This window comes from Acidovorax sp. LjRoot117 (assembly GCF_964252695.1).
Lineage (GTDB): Bacteria > Pseudomonadota > Gammaproteobacteria > Burkholderiales > Burkholderiaceae_C > Acidovorax.
Map to the genome: position 1 here is coordinate 854,188 of NZ_CAXUPO020000002.1, position 14,080 is coordinate 868,267.

11 protein-coding genes are annotated in these 14,080 nt (G+C 69.6%); 3 read left to right on the top strand and 8 right to left on the bottom strand.

All coding sequences use genetic code 11. The features are described from left to right. Window positions 1–29 precede the first annotated feature (29 nt). From ACSQ3D_RS09220 to ACSQ3D_RS09230, 3 genes are all read right to left on the bottom strand, one after another. The gene (locus ACSQ3D_RS09220; RefSeq protein WP_436126653.1) at window positions 30–956 is read right to left on the bottom strand and encodes a DMT family transporter; all 927 of its coding nucleotides are present in this window, start codon (window positions 954–956) and stop codon (window positions 30–32) included. Beyond that, window positions 953–1,552: a methylated-DNA--[protein]-cysteine S-methyltransferase gene (locus tag ACSQ3D_RS09225; RefSeq protein WP_436126654.1), complete on the bottom strand. Its 600-nt coding sequence runs from the start codon at window positions 1,550–1,552 to the stop codon at window positions 953–955. The genes ACSQ3D_RS09220 and ACSQ3D_RS09225 overlap by 4 nt, the downstream gene beginning before the upstream one ends. 64 nt (window positions 1,553–1,616) lie before the next feature. Further along, window positions 1,617–3,239: a DNA-3-methyladenine glycosylase 2 family protein gene (locus tag ACSQ3D_RS09230; protein ID WP_436126655.1), complete on the bottom strand. Its 1,623-nt coding sequence runs from the start codon at window positions 3,237–3,239 to the stop codon at window positions 1,617–1,619. Between the two features lie 158 nt (window positions 3,240–3,397). Between ACSQ3D_RS09230 and ACSQ3D_RS09235 the strand changes: the two genes are divergently transcribed. From ACSQ3D_RS09235 to ACSQ3D_RS09245, 3 genes are all read left to right on the top strand, one after another. Continuing rightward, window positions 3,398–4,786 carry a phosphomannomutase/phosphoglucomutase gene (locus ACSQ3D_RS09235; protein ID WP_396507081.1) on the top strand — a complete coding sequence of 463 codons (1,389 nt, stop codon included), beginning with the start codon at window positions 3,398–3,400 and terminating at the stop codon, window positions 4,784–4,786. A 72-nt stretch (window positions 4,787–4,858) separates the two neighbouring features. After that, on the top strand, window positions 4,859–5,650 hold the full coding sequence (locus ACSQ3D_RS09240) for a carbon-nitrogen hydrolase family protein (RefSeq protein WP_082486135.1): 792 nt from the start codon (window positions 4,859–4,861) through the stop codon (window positions 5,648–5,650). Further along, window positions 5,647–7,029 (top strand): 3-deoxy-D-manno-octulosonic acid transferase, encoded by a 1,383-nt coding sequence (locus ACSQ3D_RS09245; protein ID WP_396507083.1) that lies wholly within the window; start codon window positions 5,647–5,649, stop codon window positions 7,027–7,029. The genes ACSQ3D_RS09240 and ACSQ3D_RS09245 overlap by 4 nt, the downstream gene beginning before the upstream one ends. Window positions 7,030–7,128: 99 nt before the next feature. Here the strand turns inward: ACSQ3D_RS09245 and ACSQ3D_RS09250 are convergent, their stop codons facing one another. The 5 genes from ACSQ3D_RS09250 to ACSQ3D_RS09270 all read right to left on the bottom strand — a co-directional run bounded on the left by ACSQ3D_RS09250 (window position 7,129) and on the right by ACSQ3D_RS09270 (window position 14,079). Then, window positions 7,129–8,478, bottom strand: coding sequence for a TolC family outer membrane protein (locus ACSQ3D_RS09250; RefSeq protein WP_396507085.1), 1,350 nt, complete (start codon window positions 8,476–8,478; stop codon window positions 7,129–7,131). A gap of 84 nt (window positions 8,479–8,562) precedes the next feature. After that, the gene (locus tag ACSQ3D_RS09255; protein WP_396507087.1) at window positions 8,563–8,904 is read right to left on the bottom strand and encodes a rhodanese-like domain-containing protein; all 342 of its coding nucleotides are present in this window, start codon (window positions 8,902–8,904) and stop codon (window positions 8,563–8,565) included. Window positions 8,905–8,939: 35 nt separating this feature from the next. Next, window positions 8,940–9,653 carry a protein-L-isoaspartate O-methyltransferase family protein gene (locus ACSQ3D_RS09260; RefSeq protein WP_056166378.1) on the bottom strand — a complete coding sequence of 238 codons (714 nt, stop codon included), beginning with the start codon at window positions 9,651–9,653 and terminating at the stop codon, window positions 8,940–8,942. A gap of 41 nt (window positions 9,654–9,694) precedes the next feature. Continuing rightward, window positions 9,695–12,889 (bottom strand): efflux RND transporter permease subunit, encoded by a 3,195-nt coding sequence (locus tag ACSQ3D_RS09265; protein ID WP_436126656.1) that lies wholly within the window; start codon window positions 12,887–12,889, stop codon window positions 9,695–9,697. 14 nt (window positions 12,890–12,903) lie between these two features. Further along, the gene (locus ACSQ3D_RS09270) at window positions 12,904–14,079 is read right to left on the bottom strand and encodes an efflux RND transporter periplasmic adaptor subunit (protein WP_436126657.1); all 1,176 of its coding nucleotides are present in this window, start codon (window positions 14,077–14,079) and stop codon (window positions 12,904–12,906) included. Between the last annotated feature and the right edge of the window lies 1 nt (window position 14,080).

Sequence of the window (14,080 nt, forward strand, 5' to 3'; positions counted from 1 at the left end):
CAGCCCAGGGGAAAAACCATTCCCCGAGTTTATGGCTGTTCCGGCTGGGCGCGCCCGGGGCGCAGCGTCCTGATAAGCCCCGTTGACAGCAGCGTGCCGCAAACGATCACCAGCGCGCAGCCCACCATCCACGGCGTGATGCGCTCGCCCAGGAGGACGGAGCCGTACAGCACGGCAAACACCGGTGCGATGAAGGTCACCGCCAGCGCGCGGCTGGGGCCTGCACTCGCGATGAGGCGGAAGTACAGGATGTACGCAATGCCGGTGCACAGCACCGCCATGGCCACGATGGCGCCCCAGGCGCGCAGGCCCGGCATTTGCGCCGGCCACAGCCAGAGCGTGGGCAGCGCCAGGCCCAGCGCCGCGCCCAGCTGGCTGCCGGTGGCCGTGGCCAGCGGCGGAATGCCGGTGAGGTGGCGCCGCGCGAAGCTGGCCGACACCCCATAGAAGCACGACGCCAGCAGGCAGGCGGCAATGGCCCATTCAGCGCTGTCGGTCTTGAAGCCCGTGCCCGCCGGCGCGCGCCAGGCCAGCAGCGCAACGCCCACGAAGCCGAGCGCCAGGCCCGCCCATCGCAGCCGGTTGATGCGGTCACCCAGCCAGGCCCAGGCGATCAACGCGCCGAAGAGCGGCACCGTGGCGTTCAGGATGGACGACAGCCCGGTGGCGATGTGCAGCACCGCCCAGGAGAACAGCGCGAACGGGATCGCCGAGTTGATGACGCCCGCGAACATGATGGGCCGCCAGTGCTGGCGGAAGGCGGGCCAGTGGCCCTGGCGCAGCATGATGGGCCACAGGAACACCGTGGCCAGCGCCACGCGCAGCCCGGCGGTGGGCAGCGGGCCGAACTCCGAGGCGCCCAGGCGCATGAAGAGGAAGGATGATCCCCACAGCGCCGCCAGCAGAGTGAATTCGCCGATCCAGGCGGTGACGGGTTGGGTTCCCGGGCTGTTCATGCGTGCTCTTTCAGGGTTTGAATGTCGTGGTCGTCCGGCAGCCAAGGCTGCTGCCGCAGGTGCGGTGGCTGCGGGTGGTCGTGCCGGTGCGGCGCATGTTCCAGCGCCAGCAGGGCCGTTTTGCGGTCCAGCCCTCCAGCGTAACCGGTCAGGCTGCCGTCTGCACCGAGCACGCGGTGGCACGGCACGATCACGCTGACCGGATTGCGCCCCACGGCCGCGCCCACGGCGCGCACCGCCAGCGGCCGGCCCAGTTGCTGGCCGAGGCGCCCATAGCTGGTGGTGCCACCGCGGCCGATGGCCAGCAGCGCGCGCCATACGTCCTGCTGAAACGCCGTGCCGCCCGACAGGTCCAGCGGCACATCGAAACCATGCCGCTCGCCCCGCAGGTACTGCTGCAGCTGGCCTGCGGCCTCTTGCAGCAGGGTGTGGCCGGCCGCCTCGGCCCAGGCGCGATCGCCGTGCAGCAGGTGGACGGGCTCGTGCCGCTGGCCCTCGAACCAGACGCCGCACAGGCCCGCGGGCGACGCGGCCAGGCGCACCGGCCCGAGCGCTGTGCTGGCACGTGCCTGCACGGTGTGGGGATGAAAGAGCATGGGGTTGATCCGATAAGTTCTGAAGAAAATAGGCCGCTACCGCTTGCCAGATGAGCGGCAGCAGCTATTGTTTTGGTAGCGTTTCGATGGGGGCGCCAGCCACGGGTTGCGGCATCTGCGCGGTGGTGCCTGCCGACCAGGCCCGCAGCACCGCATAGCTGCGCCAGGGGCGCCACGCCTGTGAGGCCTCCGTCGCCGCGCGGGCCGGGTTCTTCTCGCCCTGCACCTGCAGCGCCTTGTGCAGGGCCACGTCGCCCGCCGGAAAGGCATCGGGCCAGCGCAGCACGCGCATGGCGATGTACTGCGCGGTCCAGTCGCCGATGCCGGGCAGGGCGCACAGCGCGGCGGTGGTAGCGGCCACGTCGGCGCCCGCCTGCAGCGCCAGGCTCCCGCCGTCCACCGCGCGGGCCAGCGCCACGATGGCGGCCTGCCGCTGGCGCACGATGCCCAGTTGGCCCAGGGTGTCGCCATCGGCCATGGCGAGCGTGGCTGCGGTGGGGAACAGCCGGTTGAGCGCAGGCCAGGGGGTGTCGATGGGCTCGCCCAGCCGCTCCACCAGGCGCTGCCCCAGCGTGCGCGCCGCGGCCACGGTGATCTGCTGGCCCAGCACCGCGCGCACCGCCAGCTCGAAGCCGTCGAACGCGCCGGGCACGCGCAGGCCGTCTCCGTCCGGGAAGTACGGGTGAAGCACGGCGTTGATGGCGGCGGGGTCTGCGTCCAGGTCCAGCATGGCGCGCACGCGGCGGATGACGAGCGGCAGCACCGGGTACAGGCTGTCGCTGGTCTGCAGCAGCACCTGGTGGCGGGCCACGTCGAAGCGTGCGCTGAACCAGCCGGTGGCCTCCTGCGCCATGCCGGTGCAGGCGGCCGGCAGCCGCACGGTGCGCCGCAGCGTGGCCTCGTGCGGCAGCACCCATTCGACGCCGTGGAACTGCCGCCGCTCGAAGAACGCCAGCAGCGCGCCCACATCGAACGGCGGGCGCCAGGCCAGGCGCAGTGTGCTGCCGGTGTCGCGTGACCCGGTTGTGCCTCCCTTGCTGGCCGGTGCGCCGCTGCGCCGCAGCTGGGTGGGGTTGAGCCCGTAGTGCCCCACAAAGGCCGCGTTGAAGCGGCGCACGCTGGCAAAGCCGCTGGCCAGCGCCACCTGGGTCACGGGCATGCAGGTGTCGGTGAGCAGCTGCTTGGCGGTCAGCAGGCGGCGTGTCTGCAGGTACTGCAGGGGCGACACGCCCAGGGCGGCCTCAAAGATGCGGCGCAGGTGCCGGTCGCTCACGCCCAGCCGCTCGGCCATGCGGGCCACCGTGGCGCCGCTGTCGGCCTGGGTGGTGGTTGCGGGTTGGGCAGGCCAGAGGTCCGGAGCATCCAGCAGCCGCACCGCCTGCTGCACCAGGATGCTGCTCGCATCCTGCACCGACCACACCAGGGCCTGGGGCGCCAGCTCGGGCCGGCAGCGCAGGCACGGGCGAAAGCCCGCGTGTTCCGCCTGGGCGGCCAGGGCGAAAAAGCGGCAGTTCTCGCGCCGCGGCGTGCGCACCGCGCACACCGGGCGGCAGTAGATGCCGGTGGAGGTCACGCCGGTGAAGAAATGCCCGTCGAAACGCGCATCCCGCGCCATCACTGCCAGGTAGCGGCCGTCATCCGGGGCGGTATCGGCAGCGGCGGCAGAGGGCGGGGCAGGGGAGGTCATGGGCCCGATCATAGGCAGTGGGCGCGTGCGCACTGGCCGTTTTCGGACATGTGCCTCCCTGGGCGGTTTTCGGGCCGCGGGGTGATTGCCCTGGGGCACGGAATGCCCCGCCTACAATGTGTCGGACTCCCTCTCATCCCTTCGCGAAAGGCCCCTACGTGCAACCCACGCCCGCCATTTTCAAAGCCTATGACATCCGCGGCATCGTGCCGTCCACTCTGAATGAAGACGTGGCCCTGGGCCTGGGACGGGCCTTTGGCACCGCCGCCCGCGCCGAAGGCCAGGCCACGGTGGCCGTGGGCCGCGACGGGCGCCTGTCGGGCCCGGCCATGTCGGCGGCGCTGATTCAGGGGCTGGTGGAAGCGGGCATCGAGGTGATCGATGTGGGCCTGGTGACCACGCCCATGCTGTATTTTGCGGCCAGCACGCTGTGCCACAGCGGCATCCAGGTCACGGGCAGCCACAACCCCAAGGACTACAACGGCTTCAAGATGGTGCTCAACGGCCGCGCCATCTATGGCGAAGAGATCCAGGGCCTGCGCCGCACCATGGAGCAGGAAAGCTGGCAGCTGCAGGCCGGCGGCTCGGTGCGGCATGTGGACGTGCTGCCGGCGTACACCGAGCGCATCGTGGGCGACATCCGACTCGCCCGCCCGCTCAAGGTGGTGGTGGACTGCGGCAACGGCATCGCCGGTGCATCGGCCCCCGGCATCTTCCGTGCGCTGGGCTGCGAGGTGGTCGAGCTGTTCTCCGAGGTGGACGGCAACTTCCCCAACCACCACCCAGACCCCAGCAAGCCCGAGAACCTGCGCGACCTGATCGAGGCCCTGAAGACCAGCGACGCCGAACTGGGCCTGGCCTTCGACGGCGACGGCGACCGACTGGGCATCGTGACCAAGGACGGCACCAACATCTTCCCCGACCGCCAGATGATGCTGTTCGCCCAGGACGTGCTCTCGCGCGTACCCGGCGGCGAGATCATCTTCGACGTGAAGTGCACCCAGCGCCTGGCGCCCGCCATTGCGGCGGCCGGCGGCGTGCCGGTGATGTTCAAGACCGGCCACTCGCTCATCAAGGCCCGCATGAAGGAGACGAATTCTCCGCTGGGCGGCGAGATGAGCGGCCACATCTTCTTCAAGGAGCGCTGGTACGGCTTCGACGACGGCACCTACGCGGGCTGCCGCCTGCTGGAGATTCTGAGCCGGTCGCAAGACCCGAGCGCCGTGCTCAACGCCTTGCCCACCAGCTTCTCCACCCCCGAGCTCAATGTCTCGTGCGCCGAGGGCGAGCCGCACCGCCTGACGGCCGAGCTGCAGGGCCTGGCCGCCGGCACCTTCTCGGCGCCCGCCACCGTGAGCACGATCGACGGCCTGCGGGTCGACTGGCCGGACGGCTTCGGCCTGATCCGCGCCAGCAACACCACGCCGGTGCTGGTGCTGCGCTTCGAAGGCCACACCCCCGAGGCGCTGGCGCGCATCGAGGCGGCCATGCTGGCGCTGCTGCACAAGGTCAAGCCCGACGCCCATGTGGGCGCTGCCAGCCATTGATGGGCGCCCTGGCCCTGTCTTTGACTGTCGTTGCCACCTTCTTTCACCGTTGATTTTGAGCGAGTTGCCTGCGTGAACCCACAGTTTTCGACCCCCTTGCGCGTTGCCGCCGCACAGTCGCCCTCCGTCCCGGGAGATGTGGCGCGCAACGTGCAGACCCACCTGGCCTATGTGCGGGTGGCGGCGAGCCAGGGGGTGCAGGTGCTGGTGTTCCCGGAGCTCTCGCTCACCGGCTACGAGCCGTCCGTGCTGGCCGCCAACGTGCTGCATGCCGACCACGCGGCGCTGGCGCCCCTGCGCCAGGCTGCGCGCGACCATGGCATGGCCCTGGTGGTGGGCGGCCCCGCCGCGCCGGTGCAGGACGGCGCACTGCCCGCCATCGGCGCCTGGGTGCTCCATGGCGACGGCAGCGCCGCGCTGTACCGCAAGCGCCACCTGCATGCCAGCGAAGAGTCCTTTGCCAGCCCGGGCACCGACGACGCGCAGGTGCACCTGCTGGCGGGCGAGCCCACGGGCATGGCGGTGTGCGCCGACATCACGCACCCCGAGCATGCCCGTGCCGCGCACGCGGCCGGTGCCACGCTGTACGCCGCCGGAGCGCTGGTCAGCCACCAGGGCTACGGCCCTGAATCCGAGTTGCTGCAGGGCTATGCGCGCGACCACGGCATGGCCGTGCTGCTGGCCAACTACAGCGGGCCGTCTGGCGGCTACGTCAGCGCCGGCGGCAGTGCCTTCTGGGAGGCGGGTGGCCGCTGCGTGGTGGCGGCCGATGGCGACGTGCCCTGCATCGTGTGGGCGGCGCGCGGCGACAGCGGCTGGAGCGGCGGTGTGGTGTCGGTCGACCTGCACCTCGCCGCGGCATGAACCCGGCCCGCGCCCTCTATTCGGTGGTCACCTGGGGCGCACAGCCCCTGCTGCGCCGCAAGCTGCGCCGCCGCGCCCAGGCCGAGCCCGGCTACGGCCACGCGATTGGCGAGCGGTTTGGCCGCTACCCGGCGCCCATCGACAGCCTCATGCCCCACAGCAGCTCCGACCCGCTGGGCCGGTTCGTGTGGATCCACGCCGTGTCGCTGGGCGAAACCCGCGCCGCCGCCATCCTGCTGGCCGCGCTGCGCCAGGAGCTGCCGGGCATGCGCCTGCTGCTCACCCATGGCACTGCCACCGGCCGCGCCGAGGGCGAAAAGCTGCTGCTGCCCGGCGACGTGCAGGTGTGGCAGCCCTGGGACACGCCCGGCGCGGTGGCGCGCTTTCTGCGCAAGTTCCGCCCGGCCATCGGCATCCTCATGGAAACCGAGGTCTGGCCCAACCTGGTGGCGGGCTGCCGCCGGCGCAACGTGCCGCTGGTACTGGCCAATGCCCGGCTGAACGCCAAGTCGCTGCGCAATGCCCAGCGCCTGGCCCCGCTGGCGCGCCCCGCCTATGCCGGACTGTCGGCCGTGTGGGCCCAGACCGAGGACGACGCCAGTCGGCTGCGCGCCATCGGCGCCAAGGTGCGCGGCGTGTTCGGCAACCTGAAGTTCGACGTGGTGCCAGACGCCCGCCTGCTGGCGCAAGGCCGCACCTGGCGCGACCAGGCTGCACGCCCGGTGGTCATGCTGGCCAGCAGCCGCGAGGGCGAGGAAGCCATGTGGCTGGAGAATTTCAAGCAAAAAACGGCGCTACCGCTGGCTGGGCAAGCGCAAGGCGCTATCAATAATGAAGCATCGGGCGATGGTGATGCCACCGCCCGCAGCGTGCAGTGGCTCATCGTGCCGCGCCACCCGCAGCGCTTTGACGAGGTGCACCAGTTGTTGCTGCACGCTGGCCTGACCGTGTCCCGCCGCAGCACCTGGGCAGGGTCGCCCCCGGCCGCCGACGTGTGGCTGGGAGACTCGCTGGGTGAAATGACGCTGTACTACGGCCTGGCCCACGTGGCGATGCTGGGCGGCAGCTACGCGCCGCTGGGCGGGCAAAACCTCATCGAAGCCGCCGCCTGCGGCTGCCCGGTGGTGCTGGGCCCGCACACCTTCAATTTTGCGCAAGCGGCGGAGCAGGCCTGCGCAGCAGGTGCTGCCCGCCGGGTGCCGGACATGGCTGGCGGCGTGGCACAAGCAGTTGCGCTGGCGCTCGACCCCGAACTGCAAAAGAGCGCCAGCTACCGCGCCAGCCGCTTTGCCGACGACCACCGGGGCGGGGCGTTGGCCACGGCGCAGGCCGTGCTGGGCATCGTGTTGCCCGCCAGGTCCATGGCCTCTGGCGGCTGACACGACCGTGCGCGCCACCGCTGTGGCTGTCGCTGCCGGCTGCTGCCAGTGCCTGCCCGTGAAGACGATCTTCGGCGGGGCAGCGCGTGGCGGCTTGACTTATCGGACCAGTAACGCGTTGATCGCCTCGACATCCTGCTGCGTCAGCGTGCCGGCCGCCTGGCGCAGCTTCAGTGTGCCCAGCAGCACGTTGTAGCGGGCCTGGGCCAGGTCGCGCTTGGTCTGGAACAGCTGGCTTTGGGCGTTCAGCACGTCGATGTTGATGCGCACACCCACCTGGTAGCCGAGCTTGTTGGCGTCCAGCGCGCTCTGGCTGGAGGCTTCGGCCGCTTCGAGCGCTTGCACCTGGCCCTGGCCGGACTGCACGCCGAAGAACGCTGCGCGGGTGGCCTGGGCCACGTTGCGGCGGGTGGTTTCGAGGTCGGCGGCGGCCTTGTCTTCCAGCGCCAGGGTTTCACGGATGCGGTTTTGCACCGAGAAGCCGGCAAACAGGGGCAGATTCAACGCCACGCCCACGCTGGCGTTGTTGGTGCGGCTGTTCACGCCCGGGGATGTGACGGTACCGTTGGGGTTGCGCGTGACGTTGTAGCCCGCCTGCAGGTCCACCGTGGGCAGGTGGCCGGTCTCGGCCTTCTTGGTCTCCAGCCGCGCAATGTCGAGCGCGATGACTGCCTGGCGCACGCCGGGCTGCTGGTCGCGGGCGGTGTCCACCCACAGGGCCACATTGTCGGGTTGCACGGTGGGCAGCGGCACGGGCAGGGCGAGCGGCTTAGGGGTCGTACCGGTGATGCCGACGAGCTGGTCGAGCGCCAGGCGCTTCACACGCAGGTCGTTCTCGGCCGCGATCTCCTGCGCGATCACCAGGTCGTAGCGGGCCTGGGCTTCGCGCGAATCGGTGACGGTGGTGGTGCCCACCTCGAAATTGCGCTTGGCCGATGCCAGCTGCTCGGACACGGCGGCTTTTTGCGCCTGCACGAAGGTCAGCGTGTCCTGTGCAGCCAGCACGTCGAAGTACGCCTGGCTCACGCGCACCAGCAGGTCCTGCGTGGCGGCGTCGAGCTGCGCCTGCGCCACGTCGATGCCGCGCTGGCTCTGCTCCAGGTTGATGCGGTTGGCGGGGCGGAACAAGGGCTGCGACGCCTGCACGCCCACGGTCTGCTGCGTGCCGGTGTTCTCGACCGGAGGTCGGCTCAGTTCCACATTGGCCCGGCTCAGGCCGGCTGTCAACCCGGCGGTGGGCAGCAGGCCGGCACGGGCTTGGTCGGCACGGCGCGCCGCTGCATCCAGTTGCGCACGGGCCGACTGCCAGGCCGTGTCGTAGGTGCGGGCCGATTCCACCACTTCCAGCAGGCTCTGGGCGTGCACGGGTGCACACAGGGCCGTGGCCAGCAAGGTCCCCAGTGCCAGGGACAGGGGTGACAAAGGATGTGGCCGGAGCGGGGTCGTCATGAAAGTCCTTCGGAGAAGTCTGCGGATCGGAGGGTGGGAGACAGAAAGAACAGGCTGGGAACGTCGGGGCGGCGGCAGCGGGCTTCAGTACCGGGGCACGGCCGGGTCGTTCTCATGCGACCACACGTCGATGCCGCCCGTGATGTTGGCCAGGCGCTCGAACCCGTGGTGCTCCAGAAAGGACGCCACGCGCAGGCTGCGGGCGCCGTGGTGGCACAGGCAGGCAATGGGGCGCGCGGGGTCGAGTTCGTCCAGGCGTCCGGTCAGCTCACCCATGGGGATGGCGACCAGCTCGAAACCGTCGGCGCGCACGCTCGCGGTTTGCAGCTCCCAGGGCTCGCGCACGTCCAGCACCACGGGCTGGCTGCCTTCGGGGGCCGAGGCGAACCAGGCAGACAGCTGGGCGGGGCGGACGTGGTCGATCATGCAGAACTCCGAAAGGAAAAATCAGACGCTGAAAATCAGAACGTGAAGCCGGATGGCTCGGGGAAGCCGACCAGGCGCGGCGCGATGGTGTCCCAGGGCGACGTGGTCTCGAAACGGTCGCCGGTGCGGCGCGTCAGGGTGAAGCGCATCACGGGCTCGCTGCCCACGATGGCGCCCAGGCGGCCGCCGTCGCGCAGCTGCGAGAGCAGGGCGGCAGGCACTTCGGCCACGGAGCCGCTGAGCACGATCACATCGAACGGGCCATCAGGGATGGGGTCGCGGGCGCCGTCGGCCTGGCGCACGTCGGCGTTCTGGATACCGGCATCGCGCAGGTTCTCGCGGGCCATCTCGGCCAGCTCTGCGTTGATTTCCAGCGACACCACGCGCTCGGCGCGGTGGGCCAGAAGGGCGGCCATGTAGCCCGAACCTGTGCCAATCTCCAGCACGCGGTCGGTCGGCTTGATCTGCAGGTCCTGCAGGATGCGCGCTTCCACACGGGGCTGCAGCATGCTGTGGCCCAGGCGCACGGCCTCTTCGGCGTCGTTGCCCAGCAGGGGCACTTCGATGTCCATGAACGCCATGCTGCTGTAGGCCGGCGGCACGAACTGTTCACGGCGCACCACGGCCAGCAGTTCCAGCACGTCGAAGTCGAGCACGTTCCACGGACGGATCTGCTGCTCGATCATGTTGTAGCGGGCCTGGGCGACGGGGTCGCTGATGTTGGCAGAGGTGTTCAGGGGCATGTTCATGGGATTTCTCCGTGGGGCGGGTGCAGGGCCGATCGGAACGATCAGGACAAACCCTCGATTTTAGGGGGCGTTGCGCGGGCGCTGCCGAATTTGCGGCGGGCCCAGCCTGCCAGGTCGTCCATGTAGCAATAAACCACCGGCACCACCACCAGCGTGAGCAGCGACGAGGTGATGACGCCGCCGATCACCGCCTGGCCCATGGGCGCACGCTGCTCGGAGCCTTCGGACAGCGCAAACGCCAGCGGCACCATGCCGAAGATCATGGCCAGCGTGGTCATGAGGATGGGGCGCAGCCGCACGCGCGCGGCCAGCAGCAGGGCGTCCGCGCGGGGCAGGCCGGGCACGGTGCGGCCCTCGTCGTTCACGTGTTCCTCGCGGGCACGGATCGCAAAGTCCACCAGCAGAATGGCGTTCTTGGTCACCAGGCCCATCAGCATCACCACGCCGATGATGGAGAACATCGACAGCGTGGAGCGGAACATCAGGAGCGCCAGCACCACGCCGATCAGCGTGAGCGGCAGCGAGGTCATGAGCGCCAGCGGCTGCAAAAAGCTCTTGAACTGGCTCGCCAGGATCATGTAGATGAAGATGATCGCCATGGCCAGTGCCGAGATGGCGTAGCCGAACGATTCGGCCATGTTCTTGGTGGAGCCGCCGAACTGGTAGCGGTAGCCCGGCGGAAAGCTCACGCCCTCCAGCGCCTTCTTGATGTCGTTCGACACCTCGCCGGCCGAGCGCTGCGACACGTTGGCGTTCACCGCCACCTCGCGGGTCAGGTCGCGCCGGTTGATCTGGTTGGCGCCGGTGGACTCGGTCACGCTGGCCACCTGGTTCAGGCGCACGATGCGCGTGGTGCCGTCGGCGTTGGCCAGGGCGAACGGCAGGCGCTCCAGGTCTTGCGGGGCGGTGCGGGCCTCGGGGGCCAGGCGCACGTTCACGTCGTAGGTCTGGTCGTCCGGCGCGCGCCAGTTGCCCACGGTGGTGCCGGCTACCAGGGTGCGCAGCGATGCGGCCATCTGCGACACCGACAGGCCCAGGTCCGACGCCGCATCGCGCCGCACGTCGAGCGCGATGACCGGCTTGTTGGGCTTGGCGCTGGTGTCCAGGTCCACCAGGCCGGGGATGCCGCGGATCTTCTCGGTCACCACCTTGGTCAGGCGCTCCAGCTCTTGCAGGTCCGAGCCCTGCAGCGAGAACTCCACCTGCTTTTGGCCGCCCACGGCGTCCAGCAGGCCCACGTGGGTGATGGTGATGCCAGGCACGGTCTTCAGGCGCTCGCGCAGCACGTCGGACATCTGGTCCACGCTGCGGCTGCGGTCCTTGCGGTCCACCAGGCGCACGTAGATGTTGGCGTAGATCTTGCCCTGCGCACTGCCGGTGTTGATGGTGGACAGCGTGTAGCGCACCTCGGGCATCTCGCGCAGGATGCCTTCCACTTGCCGTGCCTTGGCCTCGGTGGCTTCCAGCGACGAGCCGACGGGCGTGTAGAAATTGAGCGAGGTTTCGGAGAAATCGGCCTTGGGCACGAACTCGGTGCCCAGCAGCGGCACCATGAAGATGCTCAGCACGAAGACGGCCAGCGCTATGGCCATCGTCGCCACCTTGTGCACCAGCGACCAGCGCAGGATGCGCTGGTAACCCTCGGCCAGCGCCTCGGTGGCACGGTCGAACCAGCCGGTGACGCGGCCGATGGTCTTGTCGTAGAAGGTGACGGGCCCGGTCTTGTGGCCATGCCCGTGGATGCTGGGGTCGTGCCAGATGCTCGACAGCATCGGGTCGAGCGTGAAGCTCACGAACATCGAGATCATCACCGCCGCGACGATGGTGATGCCGAACTCGTGGAAGAACTTCCCGATGATGCCGCCCATGAACCCGATGGGCATGAACACCGCCACGATGGACAGCGTGGTGGCCAGCACCGCCAGGCCAATCTCCTGCGTGCCGTCCATGGCCGCGTTGTAGGCCGACTTGCCCATCTGCACGTGCCGCACGATGTTCTCGCGCACCACGATGGCGTCGTCGATCAACAGGCCCACGCACAGGGAGAGCGCCATCAGCGTGATCATGTTGATGGTGAAGCCGAACATGTTCATGAACAGGAACGTGCCGATCAGCGCGATCGGCAGCGTGAGCCCGGTGATCACGGTGGAGCGCCAGGAGTTCAGGAACAGAAAGACGATCAGCACCGTGAGGATGGCGCCCTCGATCAGCGTCTGGCGCACGTTGTTCACCGCCACGCGGATGGGGCGGGCGCTGTCGCCGATGGTCTCCAGGCGCACGCCGGGTGGCAGCTGGTTCTTGAGCTCTGCCACCGCCGCGGTGAGGCCGTCCACCACCTCGATGGTGTTCTCACCCTGCGACTTCTGCACCGACAGCAGCAGCGTGCGCTGGCCGTTGTACAGGGCCAGGCTTTCCACTTCCTGGGCGCCATCGTTGACCCGGGCGACCTGGTCCAGCCGCACGGGGGCACCGTTCTTGCGGGCGACGATGATCTTGCCGAAGTCTTCGGGCCGCTCCATGCGCGCGTCGATCTGCACCACGCGGTCCTGCGCCAGCGACCGGATGGAGCCCACGGGCAGGTCCTGGTTCTCGTTACGCACGGCCTGGGCCACCTGGTCGGGCGTCACGCCGAAGGCTTCGAGCGCCTGCGGGTTCAGGTAGATGTTGATCTCGCGCTTGGTGGCACCCACCAGGTTCACGGCACCCACGCCGCGCACGTTCTCCAGGCGCTTTTTCAGCACCTGCTCGGACCAGGTGGTCAGCTCCACCGCGCTGCGCTGCGTGCCGCCCGCTTTGTCGTCCGGCAGCACGGCCAGCGACCACACGGCGCGGCTGGCGGGGTCGAAGCGCAGCACGCGCGGCTCCTTGACCTCGGTGCGCAGCAAGGGGCGCACGGTGGCCACCTTCTCGCGCACGTCCTCGGCGGCCTTGCGGCCGTCGATGTGCAGCTGGAACTCGATGATGACGACGGCCGTGCCCTCGTAGCTGCGCGAGGTCAGGGCGTTGATGCCGGCGATCGAGTTGACGCCTTCCTCGATCTTCTTCGTGACCTCGCTTTCCACGATCTCGGGCGAGGCGCCGGGGTAGTCCACGGTGACCACCACCACGGGGAAGTCGATGTTGGGGAACTGGTCGACCTTCAGGCGCTGGTACGAGAACAAACCCAGCACCACGATGGCGAGCATCACCATGGTGGCGAACACAGGGTTCTTGAGGCTGACTTGGGTGAACCACATGGGGTGCGGGCCGGTCAGGGAGCAGCGCGGGGCGCCGATGCGGACGCGCCCGCCGGGGCCGCTGCGGCAGTGGTCACCGCCGTGCCTTCACGCAGTTGCCCGATGCGCCCGTCGATCACCGGCGTGCCTTCTGCCACGCCCTGGACGGCGACCCAGGTCTGGCCGTTGACCACCGAGCGCGCGCCGGTCTTGACCTCGGCGTAGACGATGCGGCCGTCCTTGACCGTCTGCAGGTAGGGCGCGGGCTTGTCGGTGCGCACGGCGTCCAGCGGCACGGTCAGCACCTCGGCACGGCCGGTGTCGAGGGTGCCCTGTACGAACAGGCCCTGGCGCAGCGGCGTGTCGCCCTGGGCCTGGTCCACCCGCAGGTAGACCGGCACGGTGCGGCTGCCGGCCTGCGCGCTGGGGTTGATGCGCGCCACGGTGGCAGGCACCGGGGTCGCTGTACCGTCGACGTTCAGCAGCGCCTTCTGGCCCACGCGCACGGCCAGCGAATCGGCCGGGGTGAGCAGTGCTTCCAGTTCCAGCCGCGACAGGTCCACCACTTCGATGATGCGGGCGTCCACGGCCACGCGCTCGCCCGGCTGGGCCAGGCGTTGGGCCACCAGGCCGGTGATGGGACTCTTGAGCACGGTGTCGTCCAGCGACTTGCGCGCCACGTCGGCGGCCGACACGGCGGCCTGGTAGCTCGACTGCGCGGATTCGAGGCTGGCCTGCGATGTGACCAGCGCGGTGGGCGAGATGAAGCCCTGGTCCACCAGCGCGCGGTTGTTGGTGTACTGGCGCTGGTTGATGTCCACCTGCGACTTGGCCGCGTCGGCCTGCTGCTGCGCCTGTCGCAGGCGGGCCCGGGCCTCGGTGGGGTCGATGCGGGCCACTTCCTGCCCGGCCTTGACGCTGTCGCCCTCGCGCAGCGTCAGGCCTTGCAGCTCGCCGCCCACGCGCGCCTTGACCATGGCCGATTCGACCGCACGCAGCGAGCCGGACACCGGCACCCCGAGCGTCAGGTTCTGGCGCCGCACCAGGATGATCTCGTCGGCCGCCAACTGCAGCGGTGCCTGCGCCTTCTGGGCCGACGCTTCGGCCAGCGCTTTTTGCTGGGCCTGACGGGCCGCCATGCCGCGCCAGGCGCCCCCCCCGAGCAACACGACGACGACGGCTGCTGCCATCCAGGGAATCCAGCGTTTCATG

What these genes read in the sequence shown, in the direction of transcription:
- ACSQ3D_RS09220 (WP_436126653.1), bottom strand. Translation starts at nt 956, where the DNA reads ATGAACAGCCCGGGAACCCAACCCGTCACCGCCTGGATCGGCGAATTC.
- ACSQ3D_RS09225 (WP_436126654.1), bottom strand. Translation starts at nt 1,552, where the DNA reads ATGCTCTTTCATCCCCACACCGTGCAGGCACGTGCCAGCACAGCGCTC.
- ACSQ3D_RS09230 (WP_436126655.1), bottom strand. Translation starts at nt 3,239, where the DNA reads ATGACCTCCCCTGCCCCGCCCTCTGCCGCCGCTGCCGATACCGCCCCG.
- ACSQ3D_RS09245 (WP_396507083.1), top strand. Translation starts at nt 5,647, where the DNA reads ATGAACCCGGCCCGCGCCCTCTATTCGGTGGTCACCTGGGGCGCACAG.
- ACSQ3D_RS09250 (WP_396507085.1), bottom strand. Translation starts at nt 8,478, where the DNA reads ATGACGACCCCGCTCCGGCCACATCCTTTGTCACCCCTGTCCCTGGCA.
- ACSQ3D_RS09255 (WP_396507087.1), bottom strand. Translation starts at nt 8,904, where the DNA reads ATGATCGACCACGTCCGCCCCGCCCAGCTGTCTGCCTGGTTCGCCTCG.
- ACSQ3D_RS09260 (WP_056166378.1), bottom strand. Translation starts at nt 9,653, where the DNA reads ATGAACATGCCCCTGAACACCTCTGCCAACATCAGCGACCCCGTCGCC.
- ACSQ3D_RS09265 (WP_436126656.1), bottom strand. Translation starts at nt 12,889, where the DNA reads ATGTGGTTCACCCAAGTCAGCCTCAAGAACCCTGTGTTCGCCACCATG.
- ACSQ3D_RS09270 (WP_436126657.1), bottom strand. Translation starts at nt 14,079, where the DNA reads ATGAAACGCTGGATTCCCTGGATGGCAGCAGCCGTCGTCGTCGTGTTG.